Raw genomic sequence first — 21505 nt, 5'->3', positions numbered from 1 at the left:
CAACGGGATTTACCACCCCACAGGAAGTTTAACGCGAAAGACTCGTCACATGCCGACATACTGGCTATGAAACATCGGGTTGCTTATCGGGGCTCTTGGGAACTTCGTTTGGATATCACGCCAGATCGACAGACTGAGGAAGAGGAACCCGCCATGCCGCGACGGCAAAAGGCGGGATCGTTTTCGCATATCGCGAAGCGGGCGGTTCTCGTCCTCGCCGCACTTCTCATCCTGCCCTACCTGCTCATTCCCGTTTACGCCGTGCCGTTTACGCGGCCAGTCTCGACGCTGATGCTGTCGGAACTTTTCCTCCTGCGCGGCTATGATCGGCGTTGGGTGGATCTCGACGAGATCTCGCCCAATCTCGTGCGCGCGGTGATGATGTCGGAAGACGGGCAGTTCTGCTTTCACGGCGGAGTCGACTGGAAACAGATGCGAGGTGTCGTCGAGGATACTCTCAGCGGCGAGGCGACCCGCGGCGCCAGCACGATCTCGATGCAGACGGCGAAAAACCTGTTTTTGTGGAACGGTCGTTTCTTCGTGCGCAAGGTGCTGGAAATGCCGCTGGCGATTGCTGCCGATACGATCTGGACGAAGCGGCGGATGCTGGAAATCTATCTCAACGTAGCGGAATGGGGGCCGGGCATCTATGGTGCGGAAGCCGCCGCCCAGCATTATTTCAAGACAAGTGCGGCAAAGCTCAGCACCGGCCAGGCAGCACTTCTGGCCGTGGCACTGCCCAATCCGTTTACCCGCGTTGCCAGCAAACCGGGCCGCGGAATGCGCCGTCTGGCTGCCGTCATCGATCGGCGGGCGAGGAATTCCGGCGAATATATCAAATGCATTTATGACTAGGTTCTAGGCTTTTCATTGGAGGCTTTTGGCGTGTGCCTGTAGCGTGAGGCAAAAGCTGGAGACTGTCATGGCTGAAGAACTCACTCTTTATATCGGCAACAAGAACTATTCATCCTGGTCATTCCGGCCATGGATTGCGCTGACCGCCGCGGGGGTTCCGTTCAGTGAAGTGCTGATCCCTTTCGATGATGAGGGCGGAAATCCGAAATTCAGGGAAATCTCGCCGACCGGCCGAGTGCCGTGCTTGCATCATGGTGCGTTTCGCGTCTGGGAATCGCTTGCGATCATCGAATATGCTGCCGAGCTTTTTCCGGAGAGAGCCATTTGGCCGAAAGCTCTTGCCGACAGGGCTTTGGCGCGCTCCGTTTCGATGGAGATGCTGTCCGGCTTCAGGGGTATACGCAATGCCTGCCCGATGAACCTGCGGCGGCCAAAACGCCGGCTCGACTTGGCGGTGGACGTGCAGGCGGGCGTGGATGCCGACGTCTCGCGGATTTCCGCGATCTGGACCGAGCTGACGGCACGCTCGGGCGGGCCTTATCTGTTCGGCGAGTTTTCGGCGGCAGATGCTATGTTCGCGCCGGTGGTCAACCGGTTCGAGGCGTATGACCTCGTGTCCGACAAGGCTGTGCTTGCCTATATGGCGGCGATGAAGGCGCATCCGGCGTGGAAGGCGTGGGAAACGGCAGCGCTTGCCGAGACCTGGATCGTGCCGGCGGACGAGGCATGAATGGCTGGATTCGACGAATCCGGCGCGGCCGCGAAAAAATGCCTGTGGGGACTGGTCAAAGCCCTGACGTGCATGTATAAGCCAGCCAAATTTCCGAGATCGAGACGTGACGGGTTCGGCCTCACAGGGGCCGAATAAGGCGTTTTGCACGAAGTGGAGTAACACAAATGGCAGTACCAAAGAGAAAAGTTAGCCGATCCAAGCGCGGTATGCGCCGCTCCGCAGACGCGCTGGCTACCCCGACGTTTGTCGAGGACAAGAATTCCGGCGAACTTCGCCGTCCGCACCATATCGACCTGAAGACCGGCATGTACCGCGGTCGCCAGGTTCTGACGCCGAAGGAAAGCGCATAAGCGCTTTTCTCAAGCAGAAACAAAAAAGCCCGGTCTGACCGGGCTTTTTTGTTGCGCGAATTCTATTTTCAGAATTGCAGTGTCAGGCGCCGAGGCTGTCCAGCCGACTCTGGAGGCTACGGAGCTGTTCCTTCAACTCGTCGATATCGCGTGCCTCGGCTTTTTTCGGTGCCGGGCTTGCCGGTGGGGCGGAATAGGGTGCGAACATCTGCATAGCCTGACGGAACATTTCCGTGTTGCGACGCACCTGATCTTCCATCATCTGCATCGGAGCGTGAAGGTTCTTGGCCAAAGGCGTCTCGCCGAAGGCGCGTGTCATCTGCTCTCGCATCTGTACTTGCTGTTCGGTGAAAGCGTGCATGGATTGTTCAAGGAATGTCGGCACGACCATCTGCATCTGATCGCCATAGAAAGAAATGAGCTGGCGCAGGAAGGAAACCGGCAGAAGCGTGTTTCCCGTCTTGGATTCCTGCTCGAAGATAATCTGTGTCAGGACCGAATGGGTGATGTCCTCGCCGGTCTTTGCGTCCTGCACCGCAAAAACCTCACCCTTCTTCACCATCTTGGCGAGATCCTCCAGGGTGACATAGGTGCTGGTGCCGGTGTTATACAGCCGCCGGTTGGCGTATTTCTTGATAACCGTCTCGCCTTCGGCTTTCGCCATTGTTTTGCCTCCCACAGCACAAATCTTATTATTTCCAGGGCAAGCGCCCTTCTCCCAGCATGAAATGTAAGCTCAACCATGCGCCGAGACAATGTTTTTGTGCGGCGCGACGAAAATCGTGTTGCGCAGCAAATGACTTCAAAGCCGATGTCGCGTGCGTCCATTTGACACCTCGACCGAGCTTTGCCAGTGTCCGGCCAACAATAATGCCGGAGGAAACGCATGCCTCATCCTTCTATTGTCATCGCCGCTGCGGGTCGTACCGCTGTCGGCTCGTTCAACGGTGCCTTCGCAAGCGTGCTGGCGCATGAACTCGGAGCCGTTGCCATCAAGGGGGTATTGGCGCGCGCCGGGGTCGAGGCAGGCGAGGTGGATGAAGTCATCCTCGGCCAGGTCCTGCCGGCAGGCGAGGGGCAGAACCCCGCAAGGCAGGCGGCGATGAAGGCAGGCGTGCCGCAGGAAGCGACCGCCTGGGGCGTCAACCAGCTTTGCGGATCAGGTCTGCGTGCTGTCGCGCTTGGTATGCAGCAGGTGGCGCTTGGCGACGCGAAGATCATTGTTGCCGGTGGACAGGAATCGATGTCAATGGCGCCGCATTGCGCCCATCTTCGCGGCGGTGTGAAGATGGGTGACTTCAAGATGGTCGATACGATGCTGAAGGATGGCCTGACCGACGCATTTTACGGTTATCACATGGGAATTACGGCGGAAAATATCGCCCGCCAATGGCAGCTTTCCCGTGATGACCAGGATCAGTATGCGGTTTCCTCGCAAAACAAAGCCGAGACTGCACAGGCGGCAGGGCGGTTCCGGGACGAGATCCTGCCCTTCGTCGTCAAGGGAAGAAAGGGTGATGTCACCGTCGACCAGGACGAATATATCCGGGCCGGCGCGACGCTGGACCTGATGGCCAAACTTCGCCCTGCCTTCGACAAGGAAGGTACGGTAACGGCCGGAAATGCCTCGGGTCTCAATGATGGTGCTGCCGCCGTCGTACTGATGACGGAAGAAGAAGCCGTTCGCCGCGGTATCGAGCCGCTCGCACGCATTGCGTCCTGGGCAACGGCAGGCGTCGACCCGCAGATCATGGGGACGGGGCCGATCCCGGCGTCGCGCAAAGCCTTGGAAAAGGCGGGCTGGAAAGTTTCCGATCTTGATCTTATTGAGGCGAATGAGGCATTTGCGGCGCAGAGCTGCGCGGTGGTCCGTGATCTCGGTCTCGATCCGTCGATCGTCAACGTCAATGGCGGAGCAATCGCCATCGGTCATCCGATCGGCGCTTCCGGCGCTCGCATTCTCAACACTTTGTTGTTCGAGATGAAGCGGCGCGGATCGTCGAAAGGGCTGGCGACGCTATGCATCGGCGGCGGCATGGGGGTCGCCATGTGTCTGGAACGTCCATGAACGCCCTTGAACCGTGACGCGGTTTTAAAAGAGAAGGAAGAATGATGGGGCGAGTTGCTCTCGTTTCGGGTGGTACGCGCGGCATCGGTGCCGCGGTTTCGGTCGCCCTAAAGGCCGCAGGATACAGGGTTGCTGCGAGTTATCACGGCAATGACGAGCGTGCATCCCAGTTTCACGACGCAACCGGCATTCCGGTTTTCAAGTGGGACGTGTCGAATTACGATGCCTGCGTTGCCGGTGTCGAGGCTGTTGAGAAGCAGATGGGTCCGATTGAGGTTCTCGTCAACAATGCCGGCATTGCGCGGGACAACATGTTCCACCGCATGACGCCGCAGCAGTGGAACGAGGTGATCGGCACCAATCTCAGCGGACTGTTCAACATGACCCATCCTGTGTGGCCGGGGATGCGGGAACGCGGTTTTGGCCGGATCATCAGCATATCGTCGATCAACGGACAAAAAGGCCAGTTGGGTCAGGCGAATTATGCAGCCGCGAAAGCCGGCGATGTCGGTTTCACCAAGGCACTGGCGCTCGAAGGCGCGTCGCGCAACATCACGGTCAATGCGATCTGCCCGGGTTATACCGAGACGGACATGGTGAAAGCCATTCCGCAACATGTGCTGGAGGAAAAAATCCTTCCGCATATCCCGGTCGGGCGGCTTGGCAGGCCGGAAGAAATTGCCCGCTGCGTGGTGTTTCTGGCTTCCGACGATGCGGGTTTCATTACCGGGTCGACGCTTACCGCCAACGGCGGCCAGTATATGGCCGGCTGAACAGGCCGGGGCCTGTTGCTACTTGCAGGCAATATAGATCATCAAAAGATTAAGGCCGGAATCCTCTCCCGATTCCGGCCTTAACATATTCAGCTGAAAACGTGCCGCTTAGCGGCAACGAGCTTCGTAGGTACGGCCATAGCGGTCGCGATAGACGCAGTAGCCGCGGTGCTTCTGGGATTCGCCGATGGCTGCCCCGATCAGACCGCCGCCCACAGCGCCGACTGCCGCGCCGCCCCAGCTGTTCGTTACGGCGCCGCCGATAACCGCGCCGGATGCTGCGCCGATGGCCGTTCCCTTTTCGGTCGAGGTGCACGATGCGAGAGTGCCGACAAGCGCGGCGATCAGCATGATCTTCTTCATAACTCGGTTTCCTTCCCTTCCACGTTGATAGTTCAGATCCTGCCCATGAGAAGCAGGATGATGATGATAAGAACGACGAGACCCAAGCCGCCCGAAGGACCATAACCCCAGTTCCGGCTATGTCCCCAATTCGGCAGAGCGCCGATAAGGAGCAGAATGAGTATTACGAGTAGAACCGTTCCGAGCATGGGTTTATCTCCGCTTTCCTGAAGCCAGGATGAATTTGCGGTGAGAACGTGGCGCTGGAACTTTTGTTCCATTGGCGTGGAAGTCCTTGTTCTCACTCCTTGTTACGGGCTGTTAACGGACGTTGAGAGATGTCTCTAACTTCTGATGCGTCAAAAAATGCTGATTGGTCGGGTGATTGACTCTCGAAGCGATACGAGTCCTTGACCTGTTCTCGTCGGGAAAGTCGGCGGAATGTCCGTTGGTACAATATGATGTGTCTGTCTAGTTTCTGTGTCTATATATTGTGAGAACGGAGCGTGAATCCAGTGAGTCTTCGATTCGTCGCCGATTCGTTCACTTTTGTTCCGAAGATGTCGTCAGCCCGGTTTTCAGCCGCCTCAGCGTCTTTCTTCTTGCGTTTGTCGCGTTGCGTCGCCATGTGTTGCGAAACTTCGGGCGACAATGGAGCCCGTGGTTGATTAGACGTGGAACTTCGCTTTGAATTCTCAGCCAATGATTTTTAGCGGGCGTGGCGTAACCGCCGTGCTTGGCCCCACGAATACCGGCAAGACCCATTACGCGATCGAGCGCATGGTGGCGCACGGCTCAGGCGTGATCGGCCTGCCGCTCCGGTTGCTCGCGCGCGAAGTCTATACGAGGCTGGTGGAGAAGGTCGGGCATCACAATGTTGCACTGATCACCGGGGAAGAGAAGATCACGCCGCATATGGCGCGTTATTCGGTCTGCACCGTCGAGGCGATGCCACGCGAGACGAAGGCCTCTTTCGTCGCTATCGATGAAGTCCAGCTTGCCGGCGATCTTGAGCGCGGACATATCTTTACCGACCGCATCCTGCATCTGCGCGGCCGTGACGAGACGCTTCTTCTCGGCGCTGCAACCATGCGGCCGATCCTCGAGAATCTTCTGCCAGGCATTACGATCGTGGAGCGCCCGCGCCTGTCGCAGCTTTTTTATGCGGGCCAGAAGAAGATCACGCGCCTGCCGCAGCGGACCGCGATTGTCGCCTTTTCGGCCGATGAGGTTTATGCGATCGCCGAACTGATCCGCCGCCAGCGCGGCGGGGCTGCCGTCGTGCTTGGAGCGCTCAGCCCGCGCACCCGCAATGCGCAGGTCGGCCTTTATCAGGAAGGTGATGTCGAATATCTGGTGGCCACCGATGCGATCGGCATGGGCCTCAACCTCGATGTCGACCATGTCGCCTTCGCGCAGGACCGGAAATTCGACGGATACCAGTTCCGCAATCTCAATCCTGCCGAAATGGCGCAGATTGCCGGTCGTGCGGGACGGCACCTTCGCGATGGCACGTTCGGGGTGACGGGACAGGTCGCGCCGTTCGACGACGAGCTGGTGGAGCGGATCGAGGGGCATCATTTCGACAGTGTAAAGGTGCTGCAGTGGCGTTCGAAAAACCTCAGCTTTTCGTCGCTCAATGAGCTTCGGCGCAGTCTTGATGCAAATCCGACGATACAGGGGCTGACGCGTGCTTTGCCGGCTACCGACAGCCAGGCGCTTGACTATCTGTCGCGCTATCCGGAAGTGAAGGATATCGTTACCACGCCGGAGCGTGTGGAGAAATTATGGGACGCCTGCGCGCTTCCAGACTATAGAAGAATTGCGCCGGCGCAGCATGCTGACCTTATTTCGACGCTTTTCTTCGATCTTGTGCGTCGCGGCACGGTGAACGAGGACTTCATGGCGGAGCAGGTTCGCCGTGCCGACCGCACCGACGGCGAAATCGATACCCTGTCTGCCCGAATCGCGCAGATTCGAACCTGGACCTATGTGTCAAACCGACCCGGCTGGCTTGCCGATCCGACACACTGGCAAGAAAAGACACGGGAAATCGAGGATAGGTTGTCGGACGCGCTACATGAAAGGTTGACGAAACGCTTTGTTGATCGCAGGACATCTGTGCTCATGAGGCGCCTAAGAGAGAATGCGATGCTGGAAGCAGAAATCAGTGTGAATGGCGATGTGTTTGTCGAGGGACATCACGTCGGACAGTTGGCGGGATTCCGCTTTACTCCGGTCTCGGGGACCGAAGGACCGGATGCCAAGGCTGTTCAGGCCGCCTCACAAAAGGCGCTGGCGCTGGAGTTCGAGGCGCGTGCCGCCCGTCTCTATGCTTCCGGCAATAACGATCTTGCCGTCGGTTCCGATGGTTCTGTGCGTTGGCTCGGCGATCCGGTTGCCCGTCTTGCAGCAAGCGACCATGTCATGCGCCCACGGGTCATCCTGCTGTCGGATGAACAGCTGACCGGCAATGCCCGTGAACACGTGGCCGCCCGCATCGAACGTTTCGTCAATCATCATATCGCAACGGTGCTGAAGCCGCTCGACGACCTGTCTCGTGCGGAAGACCTGCAGGGTCTGGCAAAGGGCCTAGCGTTTCAGATCGTCGAAAATCTCGGTGTCTTGTTCCGTCGGGATGTTGCCGAGGACGTGAAGTCCCTCGATCAGGATGCTCGCGCCTCGATGCGCCGCTATGGCATCCGTTTCGGCGCCTATCACGTCTTCATGCCTGCGCTGTTGAAGCCGGCTCCGGCCGAGCTTATCACGCTGCTGTGGGCGCTGAAGAACGATGGTCTCGACAAGCCGGGTTATGGCGACCTTATTCCGGCTCTTGCCGCTGGCCGCACGTCGGTTGTTGCCGATCCGTCGTTTGAGCGGACCTTCTACAAGCTCGCCGGTTTCCGTTTCCTCGGGAAGCGTGCGGTTCGCGTCGATATTCTCGAACGTCTTGCAGACCTTATCCGTCCGCTCTTGCAGTGGAAGCCGGGTGCGACGCCGCGTCCGGAAGGTGCCTATGACGGTCGCCGGTTCACCACGACGACGGCCATGCTGTCGATCCTCGGTGCAACGCCGGACGATATGGAAGAAATTCTTAAGGGTCTCGGCTATCGGGCCGACAGCGTAACTGCGGAAGAGGCTCAGGCCTATCTCGCCAGCCAGACGCCGGCCGCCGCTGCATCCGCAGCATCGGACGAGATTTCCGCTGTGGAGATTTCGGCTGAAGCATCTGCTGTTGAAGAAACGGCAGACGCAGACACTGCGGAAGCCCCGTCTGAAACAGTAACCGAAACTGCGGCTGAACCGGTTGTCGAGGCTGCAGCCGTAGAGCTGTCTGCCGAAGTCGAAGGTGCGAAGCCTGCGGAAGCTGAAGAGCCGAAGCCGGTTCTGTTGTGGCGCCCGGGCGGCGGTCGTGAAAACAACCAGCGTGGTGGCCGTCCGCAGGGCGATCGCCGCGGTCATGGCGGTGACCGGGGTGGTGATCGTGGCGGCCAACGCAATGCCGGCGGCGAAAATGCTCCGCAGGGCCGCCGTGATGGTGATCGTCGTGACAACCGCCGCGGCGGTGAGCAGGACAAGCGCGAAGGCCAGGGTCGCGACCGTAACAACGACCGCAGGGGTGACAAGCGTCCGCAGGGCGATCGTCCCTTCCGTGGCGAGCGCAACGAGGGTGGTCCGCGTCCGGAACGCGGCGGGCAGAAGAACAACCAGCCTGCACGTTTCGAGGCAAAGCCGCCTCGCAAGGAAAAGCCGATCGATCCAGATTCTCCTTTCGCAAAACTCGCTGCTCTTAAGGAGCAGATGAAGAAGTAAAGGGTCATGAGCGAAAAGCCATCCGGGGATTTGCGGCAACGCATAGACAAATGGCTTTTCTTCACCCGCATGGTGAAGTCCCGATCACTCGCGCAAGGCCTGCTCAATTCCGGCCATGTGAAGGTGAACGGGGCTTCGATCCGCCAGCCGAGCTTCCAGGTGAAGGTGGGCGATCGGGTGGAAATCGCGCTCGATCGGCGCGATCTCATCCTGGTCGTCAAGTCCGGTGGCGATCGGCGAGGGCCTTACGAAGAGGCCAAGGAACTCTACGAAGATCTCACCCCACCGCGCGAGAAAACCGAGCGCCTGACAATGCTGGAACAGGCGCAGCGCATCAAGGGATCCGGCCGTCCGACTAAAAAGGAACGCCGCGAGACAGACCGTCTTTTTCCCAATGCTGGTGATGCCGACTTGGGTGCCGGGATCAATTGGGACGATGATTAGAAAATGCGCCCTGTTTCCGCGTTTTTTCGAAATGGTTTATCCTTGCTAAGCTTGGATAAAGGCTTTACGTGACGTTCGAAAATGCCGGATAGCCCGCCTCTGTCGTTCCAGCGGTTGCGTTGCCCCCGTCCGGCCCTCGGGGCCCGACCGTTCCCAATCGTGTCCTGATCAACGCGTTGATGTGGAGTGCTTCATGACTTATGTCGTGACCGATAACTGTGTCCGCTGCAAATATACCGACTGCGTCGAAGTCTGCCCGGTGGATTGCTTCTATGAAGGCGAGAATTTTCTCGTCATCCATCCCGACGAATGCATCGATTGCGGCGTATGCGAACCTGAATGTCCTGCCGAGGCTATCAAGCCCGATACCGAGCCGGGGCTGGACAAATGGCTGAAGATCAATGCGGAGTTCGCCCAGATCTGGCCAAACATCACGATCAAGAAAGATCCGATGGACGGCGCCAAGGAGCTTGACGGCGAGGTGGGCAAGTACGAGAAGTATTTCTCTCCGGAACCGGGCAAGGGCGACTGAGTCTAGGTTGTCCAGCCGGGATGCGCCTGCCTTGCTGTCGCAGGCGCCATTGAAGCGTTGCTGCTTTCATAGGCAGGACGCTATAATGTTGCTTTGCGGACTCTGTGAAGCAAATTATTGATTTCCGCACTTTTTTGTGGTAGACAAGAGATACTGTTCCACAAGGCGGCACTCGCGTGCCCAAAAAACATCACGAAAGCACAGATCAATCACACGCGCTCCCCGAGACATAAACTCGTTTCATGTTGTCGGTCGCAGCTCAGCGATGGGATTTGTTTTTTCGCGCGCGTTTTGTCGGACCAGTATGGAGTGACCCGACGGTTTCCCCCGTCTCATCCGGGCCTGACAGACCCGGCTTTCCCCTGACCCAGATGTGGGTGAGTAGAAGGGAGTTTTTGAAACGAATGACGACTCAGCAGAAGAAGAATTCCCCGGCTCGCCAGGGTTTCAAGACCGGCGAATCGATCGTGTATCCCGCTCATGGCGTTGGTACGATCAGTGCGATTGAAGAGCAAGAAGTTGCTGGCATGAAGCTCGAGCTTTTTGTAATCGACTTCGAAAAGGATAAGATGCGCCTGAAGGTTCCGGTCGCCAAAGCCGTTGCTATCGGCATGCGCAAGCTTTCGGAAACGGATTTCGTCGAACGCGCGCTCAAGGTCGTGCAGGGCAAGGCTCGTGTGAAGCGCACCATGTGGTCGCGCCGCGCCCAGGAATATGATGCAAAGATCAATTCCGGTGACCTGATTTCTATCGCTGAAGTGGTCCGCGATCTCTATCGCGCTGAAAACCAGCCGGAACAGTCTTATTCCGAGCGTCAGCTTTATGAGGCTGCTCTCGATCGAATGGCCCGTGAAATCGCGGCCGTCAACAAGATGTCGGATACCGAAGCTGTTCGTCTTGTCGAGGTCAATCTTGCCAAGGGACCCAAGCGCGGCAAGAGCCTTGATGAGGATGAAGCGCAGGAAGAAGCTGCCTGATTTTTCTGAGATACAGCAATAAAAAAACCCGGCCTCGAGCCGGGTTTTTTTATTGGAACTTTTGCGCTGTCGCCGCGTTAACCCGCCGGAACGGCGAATTGATTGCTGCGTAACGCTGCCCTCGGTTCCCTTCTGAAACTGTTGCGACCAGGATGTTCCGGGTCGCTGATGAGGGGGCGAGATCAGCAGTCCGAACTAACGTTGGCATCCTTCGCGGATGTGCGTTTGCAAGGTTTCCCGCTGTTCATCGTCATATCAGAACCGTTGACGGAGAAGACGATGACAGCCATGTCCGCAGACCGCACAATGATCAAGATAGCGATGTCAGCTCCCTATCTCGCCCGGGAAGAGGAGCGTGATCTTGCCATCCGATGGAAAGACGGCCAGGATCAGAATGCACGAAACCAGATTGCACTTGCGCATATGCGTCTCGTCATAGCCATGGCTTCGAAGTTTCGCGGCTTCGGTCTGCCGATGAGTGATCTCGTTCAAGAAGGTTATGTAGGGCTGCTTGAGGCGGCGGCAAGGTTTGAGCCGGCGCGGGACGTTCGTTTTTCAACCTATGCTAGCTGGTGGATCCGCGCTTCGATGCAGGACTATATCTTGCGCAACTGGTCGATCGTGCGCGGCGGGACCAGCTCTGCGCAGAAGGCGCTTTTCTTCAATCTACGCCGGTTGCGTGCAAAGCTCGCCCGCGGTGACAGCAATCTTACTGCCCGTGCCATCCATGAAGAGATCGCGGTGGCGCTCGGTGTCAGCGTAAACGACGTGCAGACAATGGATGCACGTCTTTCCGCCAACGATGCCTCGCTGCAGGCGCCGACGATTGCTGGTGACGCCGATAGCGGCGAACGGCTGGACATGCTGGAGAGCAACGAGCCACTTCCCGACGAGCAGGTCTCGGGGATGATCGACGGCGAACGACGGCTGAAATGGCTGCAGGGCGCGCTCACCAAACTTAACGACCGCGAGAAGAAGATCATTCGTGCTCGCCGGCTTACCGACGACGGAGCAACGCTCGAAGCGCTAGGTACCGAACTTGGCATTTCCAAGGAACGCGTGCGTCAGATCGAAAGCCGCGCCATCGAGAAGCTTAAGTCTGCGCTCGTTTCCGCCAATCCGCAGATGGCTGCTGCCGCCTGCTGAGTGTGAAGGGGTGTTCCTTCACCCCGCTATTCGGAAATGATCTTCATCTTCTGGCCGGGCGACACCGTCGCGCCGGCCGGTAGCGCGTTGATGAGCTTGAAAAGATCGAGCTTTCGATCCGTTCCCATCATCCGTCCCGAGAGCGATGCAAGAGTGTCACTTGGGCCAACCGTGACGATCCGCACGCGAAGCGGCTTCAGGGAGGCTATTTCTTCTGGCGTCATACGACGAAAGCTGTTGCGTAGCGTATCTGCCGTAGATTGTAGGGTCGTGTTACCCTTTGGTACCGCTGTCAAAAAGCGGAAAATTTGCTCATTGAGGCGCACGACGGTCACGTCGAAATCCCAGCGCTCGGCGGAGGCGCGGGCGGTTGCGGCCGGCAGGCCGTTGACGGTGGACTCGCGCACGGTTTCCGGCTGCAATCCTGCAACCCAGCCGCTCGTCAGGTAATTCGTCAGGTTGTTATTGTCGCCGGCGGCAACGCCATCGAAACGGATGGCGCTTTCGCCGGGGCCGGTTGCGAGCACCGCCTCGACCTTGTTGTCGATCCGGAAATCCGGCGGAACATCGAAACGGATGCCGAGGCTGCCGTGTAGGAACGTCTGGCCTCGAACATAACCTTCCTGCGGGCTGTCGCCGTAAAGGAGACCGTCGATGCCGGCGAGATAATAATCGCGGCCACGGTCGCCGACGCCTTCCTGGCCGAAGGCGCGGGCATGGCGGCGCGCGAGATCGACACGCTGGGCCGAATTCGGGTGGCTTGAAAGGAAGTCGAGGCTCTGGTCGTTATCTGGATCGACGGCGGAATAGCGGGCGTAGGCTGCCATGGAATCAAGGAAGCGAGCGGCTGCATAAGGATCATATCCGGCTTCGCCGAGCATGCGCACGCCGATAACATCCGCCTGCAATTCCTGCTGGCGGGAGAAGGCGGCGAGACGCAGCTTGCCACGTGCGAGCGCCTGCTTGCCGGCGAGATCGCTCGACAGGACCTCGGCGACGACTCGGCTGGCAATGACTTCCGCCTCTTCCCGCTTCTGACGCTCGATGCCGTGATTGGCGGTGACGTGGCCCATTTCGTGCGATAGGACGGCCGCCACTTCCGACGCATCGTTGGCGAGCGCCAGCAGACCGCGTGTGACATAGAGATAACCGCCTGGCAGCGCGAAGGCGTTGATTGCCGGCGAATTCAGAATGGTGATGCGGAAGGACTGGGTTGGATTTTCCGAAACGGCCGTCAATGCACCGGTGATACGCGCGACCAGACGCTCGGTCTTCGCATCGCGATATTCGCCGCCGTAACTTGCGACAATGCGCGGATGCTCGCGGGCGCCCATTGCGGCACGCGGGTCATTCTTCTGAACCTGGTCGACAGTCTGCGGGTTTTCCGACGGCGATACATTGGGTGTATAGGCCTGGTCGAAGATCGACTGGCAGCCGTAAAGCATCGAGGTGACGGCAAAGAGTGTGGCTGCGGAACGGAATGCGCGGCTACGCTGCCAAAATCTCGGCCACCTGGCACGATCCGTCTTTACAGTCTTCGCCTGCACTACCATCTCCGGAATTACACTTCGGCATCCTGCCGTCGCGTCTGGCTTCGTCTTCCGCCCGTTGTCGCTTACCGTCTTTCGCGCCAACTGCACAGATATTCCTAAATGAATATGTATTGCCTACTGGGTATGAAAAGAAAATAAACTTGAACGCCGATGCCATTGGGCCACGTCCAAATTGTGGCGGTGCCCATGCACGCTTGATGACTTTCGTTCACACAGTGCCGGATAGGGCCGAAACGGGTGCGGCAAATCGCGAAAGGTAATCCGCCTTTGCTTCGTCGGTAGCGATCTGCCCCTTTTCGACATGCAGGATGCGATCTGCAATGCGGGCAATTTCCTCGCGGTCATGGGTTATCATGACCACGGTATTTGCATTTTCCTTATGCAGGTCAAGAAGAAGGGCGGACATTTGCAGACGCAGATCGGTGTCTAGCGCTGCGAAGGGTTCGTCCAGCAGGAGCACCGGCTTGTTGCGCAGCAAAGCCCGGGCAAATGCTGCCCGCTGTTTTTCTCCTCCCGATAGCGAGCCCGGCATGCGCTTGCCGAATCCGGCAAGACCAACACGCACCAAGGCGTTTTCGGCGCGGTCCCTGTCTTGCGGGGAAAGCCGCAAAGACGGGTTGAGGCCAAGCGCGACGTTGGTGAAGATGTCGAGATGGGCGAAGAGGTTGTGATCCTGGAAGACTACCGAGACCGGTCTTTCCGACGGGTGGCTCAAGGTCTGGTCGATTCCGGCGATAAGGATGTGGCCTGATTGCGGACGTTCGAAACCGGCAATCAGATTGAGCAGCGTCGATTTTCCTGCGCCCGACGGGCCGGCGATCGCGGTGACTGCGCCCGGTTCGATGCGGCAATCGAAAGCGAAACTCGTCTTGCCGAGCGTCAGCGCGACCTTGTCGAGGACGATGCCGTCATGCATTCGCGTTTTCCTTTTTGCCCGCGGTGCCGAGTATGGTCAAGGCAAGGCAGATCACGCCGAGGATCAGCGCCAGCCCATCGGCATCGTTCGTTCTGTAACTCGATAGCGTGCTGTAGACCAGCCAAGGCAGGGTGACGAGCTCGCTGGAGCCGAACAGGGCAACCGCACCGAGATCGCCGAGGGAAAGTGCCATAGCGAAGGAGAGGGCGGTGAGTATCGGGCGTGTCAGGACGGGGAGATCGATTAGCCGCCACTTGGCAGGGCCGCTGATGCCGAGTGAGGTGGCCAGCCGGGCGGTCTGATGGTGGTGGTCATCCAGTGCCGGTTCGAGCACCCGCACGGCGAAGGGCAATGCCATCAGAGCATTGATGAAGGCGACGAGACAGGGTGCAAACGAGGCGACATTGCCGAATTGCCGAAGCACCAAAAACCAGCCGGTGCCGAGAATGATCGGCGGTACGACGAGAACGAGCGAGGATGTGCCGGCGAGCGAGGTCGATAGAAGCCGTGCAGCAATATTGGGATCACGCCGGTCCCTGATCGTCTGCCGCGCCATGATGATGGCGAGCGATGCGGAGACGGCGATCACTGCGGCAGTTACGGCGATCACGAGGCTTGTCGTGGCTGCCTGAATGAAGCGTGGTCCGTTGACGAGTTTCCAGAGATCCGCACGAAGGCCAGCGACGAAAACCGAGAAGAGCGGCGAGGCGACGAAGATGACGGCGACAGCAATGATGAGGCCATCCCACAGGCGGGATGCGGATGAGCGCCCGTCGAGGCGCAAGACCTTTCGGCCTGCGGTCCTGACCGTATCGGTTGCCGCCGGCAGAAACGCGATGAGGCCGATCACGGCCGCTGTGAGGGCGATCTGCAGAAAGGCGAGTGCGACCGCGCGCGGCGGGTCAAAATCAAAGCGTAGGGCCTGGTAGATCGCCACTTCCAGCGTGGTTGCGGCCGGGCCGCCGCCAAGTACTAAGACCAGCGTGAAGCTGGTGGCGCAGAGCATGAAAATCAGCCCCGCAACGCCGGGAACGACACGCGCGAGCGCCGGCCATTCGACAAAACGGAAGATCGAGGCCGGCTTCATGCCGAGGCTGGCCGACAGAAGCCAGTATTCCGCCGGCAGTCGCTCGAGCACGGAGAGCAGCAGGCGCACGGCGAGCGGAATGTTGAAGAATGTATGAGCGAGCAGGATGCCGGAAAGGCCGTAGACGCTGACCGGGTGTTCCAGTCCGGCGGCAGTAAGCCAGCCGTTCAAAACCCCTTGCCTGCCCCAGACGCCGAGGAGGCCGAGCGCGCCGACGAGTGCCGGCAGGCCCATGGGCAAGGCCATGAGGCGGAGGATCCAGGCTCTGCCTGCAAACCGGGGGCGGCGAGCCAGGGCCAGCGCGACCGGAATGGAGAAGGCAACCGACAGCAAGGTCGACAGGGCCGCCTGCCAAAGCGTGAAGCGCAGAATGCTCCAGGTATAGGAGGTGAAAAGCCGGGATGCCGATTGATCGCCATCCCAGGCCAGCAGCGTCGCGATCGCAGTGCCGACAAAGACGATGATGGCGGCAAGCACGGCAAGGCCAGCACCGATGCCGCGTCGTCTTTCAGCAGTCGTCAGCAAATGCGATATTCCGTCCGTTTCGACATGTCACTTCTTGCTCATGGCGGTCAGCCATTCGTCGATCCAGGCCTGACGGTTCTTCGCCACTTCGTCGGAGCCGATCAGCAGCGTCTTTTCCGGCTTTACAAGCTTGTCGAAAGCCTCAGGCAGCGGGGCGGCGGTGGCGGCGGCCGGCATCATCCAGTTGGTGGTCGGAATGATATCCTGTGCGGCCGGCGATATCAGAAACGTCAGGAAGCTTTTCGCCAGATCCTTATCCCGGGCGTGTTTCAGCATGCCGGCGACTTCGATCTGGATGTAATGGCCGTCCGAAAAACTTGCGGCCTGATAGCGGTCGGTTTTTTCCTCGACCATGTGATAGGCCGGCGAGGTCGTATAGGAGAGCACCATCGGCACTTCGCCCTTGGTGAACAGGCCATAGGCTTCCGACCAGCCGGGGGTGACGGTCAGAACCCGGTCCCTGAGTTTCGCCCAGGCTTCCGGCGCCTTGTCGGCATAGACGGACTTTACCCAGAGCAGAAGGCCGAGACCGGGGGTCGAGGTGCGCGGGTCCTGAATGGCGATCTTCTGCGAAGCGTCCCCTTCGATCAGATCCTTGAGGCTCTTCGGCGGGTTCTTGATCGTTTGCGTATCGTAGATGACGGCGAAGTGGCCGTAGTCATAGGGAATGAACGTGTCGTCTGCATAATTGCCGGGAACCTTGACGGCGCCTGCATCGACGCCGTTCGCCTCGAAAAGGCCTGTCGCCTTGGCTTCGGAGATCAGGCTGGTATCCAGGCCGAGCGCGATATCGGCTTCCGATCCCGTACCTTCCAGCTTTAGACGGGTGAGAAGCGCCACGCCATCGGCAACGCCGACGAAATTGACGGTGCAGGCGCAGGTCTTTTCAAACTCGGCCTTGATTTTCGGGCCGGGGCCCCAGTCGGAGGTGAAGCTCTCATAGGTATAGACGGTGAGCGTCTTGTCCTGAGCTTCAGCAGCAAAAGGGGTGAAAAACATGGCCGTGGCGGCCAGAAGAAAAGTCGAAATCCCGCGCATCAGCGCCTCCTCAAAATGTCGATGTGGGGAATAGGCGCTGGTTGCGAGCCGTCTAATCCCTCCGCCGGTGTTAGCCGGATCAGGTTCCGCGGGTTGGCGTTTCGCCTCTCAGCCCAGCAGACGCAGGGCACCCCGTTAGAGCGTGCAAAGATTTACCGGTCTCGCTTCATGCTGGCAAGAGGGGCAACACAATCGTTCTCTCCATGGAAATTCCCCTCTGGCCTGCCGGCCATCTCCGCCAAAAAGGGGGACAAAAAACCGCCGCCCCCGCTTGTTTCCAATCGGGCATAAGCGACGCGTCCAGGTTAGCCCTCCCCCTTGTGGGGAGGGTTGGGAGGGGGCTTTTATCGGTGAGCCGCAATTGCCAGTGGATCACCCACCAGACATGTCCATATACATGACTTCCCAGACATGGCCGTCGAGGTCCTGGAAGCTGCAGCCGTACATCGGGCCCATTTCCATATTGGGCTTCCACTCCGCGCCGCCGGCGGCAAGCGCCTTTGCCTTGAAGCCGTCAACCTCGTCGCGGCTCGATGCGGAAAGGCAGTTCAGCACCTCTTTCGTCTTCCTGGCGTCGGAGATATCGCCATTGATGAACATGCGGAACTTGTCGTGGGTGAGAAGCATCACGTAGATCTGCTCGCTGACGACCATGCAGCTTGCGGTGTCATCGGAAAAATCGGGGTTCTTGGTGAAACCGAGCGCCGTGTAAAACGCCGTGGAAGCCTGAAGATCCGCCACCGGCAGGTTCACGAAAATCATCCGCATGTCGATATTCCTCCTTGATTATGGACGCCATCAGCTGGCGCCCTTCCTCCAAGGACGAAAGATGCGGCACGGATTCGACAAGTCCATGCAGGAATTTTGACTCAGTTTGCGTTTCCGCGAAAAACCTTGAGTTCGCGGGGAACGATGGCCATGCCGCCGAGGCGGTTGGCGATCGCATAACCGATCGTCTGTTCTACCACTTCAGGCCTGACGGGTTTGGTCAGAACGCCGAGCGTTCCTTCTACGCCATCCGCGATATCTTCCGGATTGCCGGTCATGAATACGACCGTGAGGCCATATTGTTCGGCAAGTTCGCGGCCGATTTCCGGTCCCGTCCGGCCATCGGCGAGATTGACATCGACGAGCGCGATATCCGCATGGGCTGCGAGCGAAAGCGCGTGCTTGCGGGCATTCGCCAGCCCCACGACCTTCAGGCCCATGTTCTCGATCGTGTCGGCCACGTCGAGCGCAATCAGAAACTCATCCTCGATAATCAATACGCGCTGATTCATCGCCTCATTTGCCAGCCGACGACGCGATACACTTGTCAGCATTGGACATCTCCAGAGTTCATCTCGGTTTTGCCGGTTGCATGTTTTAGCAACCTGACACGCACCAAACGCGATGAATGTCGGGATTGTTCCGGGGCGAGACACTGATTTTCTTGATTAAATATTTGTTAAGGCTAACAAATATTTAATTTTCGAATGCCTGGCGCATCGTGCTCAGCCCTCGATTTCCTCGCGCAACATTTCCAGCTCCAGCCATTCCTCCTCCATTTGGGTCAGCTTTTCGCGCAGCTTTTCCATTTCGGCAGCCAACTTGTTGAAGCTTGCCGGGTCCTTGGTGAAGAGGTTGGGATCGGCCATTTTCTTTTCTCGCAGAGCGATCTCGGCTTCGGCCTTTTCCATTTCCTTGGGAATATTCTCCAGCGCGAACTTCTGCTTGTAGGAGAGCTTTCCCTTGGCTTTGGGCGCGTCGGAGGAAGAGGCTGCGTTTTCGGCCTTTGGCTTTTCGGCTGCTTTCTCCGCCTTTTTCCGCTCTTCCTGCGCGCCCTTGCGCTGCGCCAGCATGTCCGTGTAGCCGCCGGCATATTCGATCCAGCGGCCATCGGGCGCATCCGGGGCGGCGGGTGCGATGGTCGAGGTCACTGTGCGATCGAGAAAATCGCGGTCGTGGCTGACGAGGATGACGGTGCCGTTATAGCCAGCGACGATTTCCTGCAGCAGGTCCAGCGTCTCGATGTCGAGATCGTTGGTCGGTTCGTCGAGGATCAAGAGGTTCGAAGGCCTTGCCAGCATGCGGGCCAGCATCAGACGGGCGCGCTCGCCACCCGACAGGTTCTTGATCGGCGTGCGGATCTGTTCAGGCTGGAACAGGAAATCCTTCATGTAACCGGCAACATGGCGCTGTTCGCCGTTGACCAGCAGGGTCTCGCCGCGGCCGTCAGTCAGATAATGGGACAGGGTATCCTCGGGATCGAGGTCCTCGCGCTTCTGGTCGAGGGTGGCGATTTCCAGGTTGGTGCCGAGCTTGATCCAGCCGCTGTCAGGCTCCAGCTGGCCGGTCAACATCTTCAGAAGTGTCGTCTTGCCGGCGCCGTTCGGGCCGACGAGACCGATACGGTCGCCGCGATGGACGCGGATCGAGAAGGGCGCCACGATCGTGCGCTCCTCGTAAGCCTTGGTGATGTTTTCGGCTTCGACAACCAGCTTGCCGGACTCGCGACCCTCGGCAACCGAGGCCTGAACGCTGCCCTGCGGTCCGTTATGGCCGCGATAGCTCGCGCGCATGGCCTGCAATTCGCCAACACGGCGCATGTTGCGCTTGCGTCGTGCGGTGACGCCGTAGCGCATCCAGTGCTCTTCGCGCTCGATCGCCTTGCCGAGCTTGTGCTGTTCGATCTCTTCCTCTTCGAGAACCTGATCGCGCCAGGCTTCGAAATGGCCGAAACCTCGGGAAAGCCGGCGGGCGGTGCCGCGATCGATCCAGACCGTTGCATTCGAGACTTTTTCAAGAAAACGACGGTCGTGGCTGATGACCACCAGCGCGCTGCGCGTCTTGCGCAACTCGTCTTCCAGCCATTCGATGGTGGGCAGGTCGAGATGGTTGGTCGGTTCGTCAAGCAGCAGGATGTCGGGTTCCGGTGCCATGACACGGGCAAGTGCTGCACGGCGCGCTTCGCCGCCGGACAAACGGTTCGGATCTTCTTCGCCGGTCAGGCCCAGATGTTCGAGCAGATAGGTGACACGATAGGGATCGTCGCCCGGACCGAGGCCCGCTTCGGCATAGGCCTGCACGGTCGAATACCCGGCGAAATCGGGAGCCTGTTCGAGATAACGGATCGTTGCGGATGGATGACGGAAAACTTCGCCCGACTGCGCCTCGACCATGCCGGCCGCGATCTTCATAAGTGTCGACTTGCCCGAGCCGTTGCGGCCGACGAGGCAGATGCGGTCGCCCGGTTCCACCTGCAGGCCTGCGCCGTTCAGCAGCGGCGCGCCGCCGAAGCTCAGGAGGATATCGTCAAGCTTGAGAATGGGAGGTGCCATGAGGACCGTTTATGCTCCGGAAAAATCGTGGGGACGGGCAAGGATCATCGCCTTGCCGCTCTTTAGATGGAATTCGACCGGCCCTTCCGCAACATTCGAAACCGTGCGGGATGAACCGAAAGGCAGCGAGAAATCCTTCAAGGGATATCTTGCGCCCAAAATGTCGAGGCCCGACAGGGCGGAAAAGCCGAGGACGGAAAACAGCGCGTCCTTGGGGAGGTCGATCGCTTTTTTGCCCGGCAGAAAGGGAATGGCCTCTTCATCACCCGAGGCGAGAAGTATGTCGAAGCCGCGTTCGGCAAGGCTCATGGCAAGCAGAAAATGCTGCAGCGCGTGGTCGGAACGCTCGCCGCCAAGTGCGCCGATCAGGATCAGACGCTTTGCGCCGCGTTCGATCGCCTCGGCCGTGGCAATTTCGCCATCGGTCTCGTTCTTGGCCAGTGGATAAGTCTTTCGCTCCACCTCGGGAAAACGGGCGATCAGGTCTTCGTCGGAAGAGTCGAAGTCGCCGACCCAGAGTTCCGGTATCACGCCAAGCCCGGCCGCGTGGCGCATGCCACTATCCGCGGCAATCACACGGCTTCCCGCGATCGCGTGTCTGACGCGATCGGTGACGACAAGATTGCCGCCGAGCAGGATTGTGAAGGTCGAATTAGCCATGGGCATTGCCCATAGCGCAAAGGGTGGGGGAAGGGGAAGTATGAGTGCCACCCTAACAGCGCGGAGAATGGCAGCGAATTTGTAGCGATTTATGAATACCTTGTGCTTTGTGCAATTCGTAGGTTATTTCTTTTCTAAGGTTTTCATAGGTGCACATTGCCCGAGTTTGTTCGATTTTTGTCGTCAATGAGAGAACACATGAACGCGGAGCTAACGCGTTCGGATGTCCTGAGGCCACTGATTTGGCCTAATGCCGGATTAATGTTCTTATTGGCAGCTGGAGTTGCCCCTTAAAAACCGGACAGGATCAGCTTTCGGTTTGACGGTTTAAGAACTCACGAGGCGAGCAATACCCCAATGCCTTATGCGGGTG

At 58.8% G+C, this 21505-nt stretch carries 21 protein-coding genes and 1 riboswitch; of the genes, 10 read left to right on the top strand and 11 right to left on the bottom strand.

What is annotated here, in order from left to right; genetic code table 11:
• Positions 1-108: 108 nt before the first annotated feature.
• The 3 genes from mtgA to rpmF all read left to right on the top strand — a co-directional run bounded on the left by mtgA (position 109) and on the right by rpmF (position 1938).
• Positions 109-855 carry a monofunctional biosynthetic peptidoglycan transglycosylase gene (gene mtgA, locus GGE33_RS24310; protein ID WP_183829199.1) on the top strand — a complete coding sequence of 249 codons (747 nt, stop codon included), beginning with the start codon at positions 109-111 and terminating at the stop codon, positions 853-855.
• Positions 856-922: 67 nt separating this feature from the next.
• Positions 923-1585 (top strand): glutathione S-transferase family protein, encoded by a 663-nt coding sequence (locus tag GGE33_RS24305; protein WP_183829196.1) that lies wholly within the window; start codon positions 923-925, stop codon positions 1583-1585.
• A 167-nt stretch (positions 1586-1752) separates the two neighbouring features.
• On the top strand, positions 1753-1938 hold the full coding sequence (rpmF, locus tag GGE33_RS24300; RefSeq protein WP_112458846.1) for a 50S ribosomal protein L32: 186 nt from the start codon (positions 1753-1755) through the stop codon (positions 1936-1938).
• Between the two features lie 82 nt (positions 1939-2020).
• Here rpmF and phaR read toward each other — a convergent pair whose 3' ends face one another.
• Entirely contained in the window at positions 2021-2602 is a 582-nt protein-coding gene (gene phaR, locus GGE33_RS24295) for a polyhydroxyalkanoate synthesis repressor PhaR (protein ID WP_183829193.1), read from the bottom strand.
• Positions 2603-2824: 222 nt separating this feature from the next.
• Between phaR and GGE33_RS24290 the strand changes: the two genes are divergently transcribed.
• Positions 2825-4006: an acetyl-CoA C-acetyltransferase gene (locus tag GGE33_RS24290; RefSeq protein ID WP_183829190.1), complete on the top strand. Its 1182-nt coding sequence runs from the start codon at positions 2825-2827 to the stop codon at positions 4004-4006.
• Positions 4007-4050: 44 nt separating this feature from the next.
• Complete coding sequence (gene phbB / locus GGE33_RS24285) at positions 4051-4779, top strand: acetoacetyl-CoA reductase (protein WP_148147852.1); 729 nt, start codon at positions 4051-4053, stop codon at positions 4777-4779.
• A gap of 108 nt (positions 4780-4887) precedes the next feature.
• Here phbB and GGE33_RS24280 read toward each other — a convergent pair whose 3' ends face one another.
• Both GGE33_RS24280 and GGE33_RS24275 read right to left on the bottom strand, forming a co-directional pair.
• Complete coding sequence (locus tag GGE33_RS24280; RefSeq protein ID WP_148147754.1) at positions 4888-5142, bottom strand: YMGG-like glycine zipper-containing protein; 255 nt, start codon at positions 5140-5142, stop codon at positions 4888-4890.
• Between the two features lie 32 nt (positions 5143-5174).
• On the bottom strand, positions 5175-5330 hold the full coding sequence (locus GGE33_RS24275) for a DUF3309 family protein (RefSeq protein WP_112458869.1): 156 nt from the start codon (positions 5328-5330) through the stop codon (positions 5175-5177).
• A 493-nt stretch (positions 5331-5823) separates the two neighbouring features.
• Between GGE33_RS24275 and GGE33_RS24270 the strand changes: the two genes are divergently transcribed.
• From GGE33_RS24270 to GGE33_RS24250, 5 genes are all read left to right on the top strand, one after another.
• Positions 5824-8934 carry a helicase-related protein gene (locus tag GGE33_RS24270; protein WP_183829381.1) on the top strand — a complete coding sequence of 1037 codons (3111 nt, stop codon included), beginning with the start codon at positions 5824-5826 and terminating at the stop codon, positions 8932-8934.
• A gap of 6 nt (positions 8935-8940) precedes the next feature.
• Positions 8941-9378, top strand: coding sequence for an RNA-binding S4 domain-containing protein (locus GGE33_RS24265; protein WP_183829187.1), 438 nt, complete (start codon positions 8941-8943; stop codon positions 9376-9378).
• 193 nt (positions 9379-9571) lie between these two features.
• Complete coding sequence (fdxA, locus tag GGE33_RS24260; protein WP_183829184.1) at positions 9572-9910, top strand: ferredoxin FdxA; 339 nt, start codon at positions 9572-9574, stop codon at positions 9908-9910.
• Positions 9911-10314: 404 nt separating this feature from the next.
• Positions 10315-10887: a CarD family transcriptional regulator gene (locus GGE33_RS24255; protein ID WP_148147756.1), complete on the top strand. Its 573-nt coding sequence runs from the start codon at positions 10315-10317 to the stop codon at positions 10885-10887.
• A 279-nt stretch (positions 10888-11166) separates the two neighbouring features.
• Complete coding sequence (locus tag GGE33_RS24250; protein ID WP_148147757.1) at positions 11167-12033, top strand: RNA polymerase factor sigma-32; 867 nt, start codon at positions 11167-11169, stop codon at positions 12031-12033.
• Between the two features lie 26 nt (positions 12034-12059).
• Here GGE33_RS24250 and GGE33_RS24245 read toward each other — a convergent pair whose 3' ends face one another.
• The 8 genes from GGE33_RS24245 to GGE33_RS24210 all read right to left on the bottom strand — a co-directional run bounded on the left by GGE33_RS24245 (position 12060) and on the right by GGE33_RS24210 (position 21138).
• Positions 12060-13478, bottom strand: coding sequence for a M48 family metalloprotease (locus GGE33_RS24245; RefSeq protein WP_246436449.1), 1419 nt, complete (start codon positions 13476-13478; stop codon positions 12060-12062).
• A 316-nt stretch (positions 13479-13794) separates the two neighbouring features.
• Complete coding sequence (locus GGE33_RS24240) at positions 13795-14502, bottom strand: thiamine ABC transporter ATP-binding protein (RefSeq protein WP_148147759.1); 708 nt, start codon at positions 14500-14502, stop codon at positions 13795-13797.
• A complete protein-coding gene (gene thiP / locus GGE33_RS24235) occupies positions 14495-16114 on the bottom strand; it encodes a thiamine/thiamine pyrophosphate ABC transporter permease ThiP (protein WP_183829181.1) in 1620 nt (539 codons plus the stop codon). The genes GGE33_RS24240 and thiP overlap by 8 nt, the downstream gene beginning before the upstream one ends.
• Before the next feature lie 27 nt (positions 16115-16141).
• Positions 16142-17152, bottom strand: coding sequence for a thiamine ABC transporter substrate binding subunit (thiB, locus tag GGE33_RS24230; RefSeq protein WP_183829178.1), 1011 nt, complete (start codon positions 17150-17152; stop codon positions 16142-16144).
• A 39-nt stretch (positions 17153-17191) separates the two neighbouring features.
• Positions 17192-17297, bottom strand: a riboswitch (TPP riboswitch).
• Positions 17298-17524: 227 nt separating this feature from the next.
• Positions 17525-17920, bottom strand: a complete 396-nt coding sequence (locus GGE33_RS24225) for a VOC family protein (RefSeq protein ID WP_183829175.1) — start codon at positions 17918-17920, stop codon at positions 17525-17527.
• Positions 17921-18021: 101 nt separating this feature from the next.
• A complete protein-coding gene (locus GGE33_RS24220) occupies positions 18022-18474 on the bottom strand; it encodes a response regulator (protein WP_183829170.1) in 453 nt (150 codons plus the stop codon).
• 171 nt (positions 18475-18645) lie between these two features.
• Positions 18646-20472 (bottom strand): ABC-F family ATP-binding cassette domain-containing protein, encoded by a 1827-nt coding sequence (locus GGE33_RS24215; RefSeq protein WP_183829167.1) that lies wholly within the window; start codon positions 20470-20472, stop codon positions 18646-18648.
• Positions 20473-20481: 9 nt separating this feature from the next.
• Entirely contained in the window at positions 20482-21138 is a 657-nt protein-coding gene (locus tag GGE33_RS24210) for a thiamine diphosphokinase (protein WP_183829164.1), read from the bottom strand.
• Positions 21139-21505 lie beyond the last annotated feature (367 nt).

The sequence above is a fragment of the Aliirhizobium cellulosilyticum genome (assembly GCF_014198105.1).
Lineage (GTDB): Bacteria > Pseudomonadota > Alphaproteobacteria > Rhizobiales > Rhizobiaceae > Neorhizobium > Neorhizobium cellulosilyticum.
Note: the sequence above shows the minus strand (reverse complement) of the source record. Positions and strands in the feature narration are given on the sequence as shown.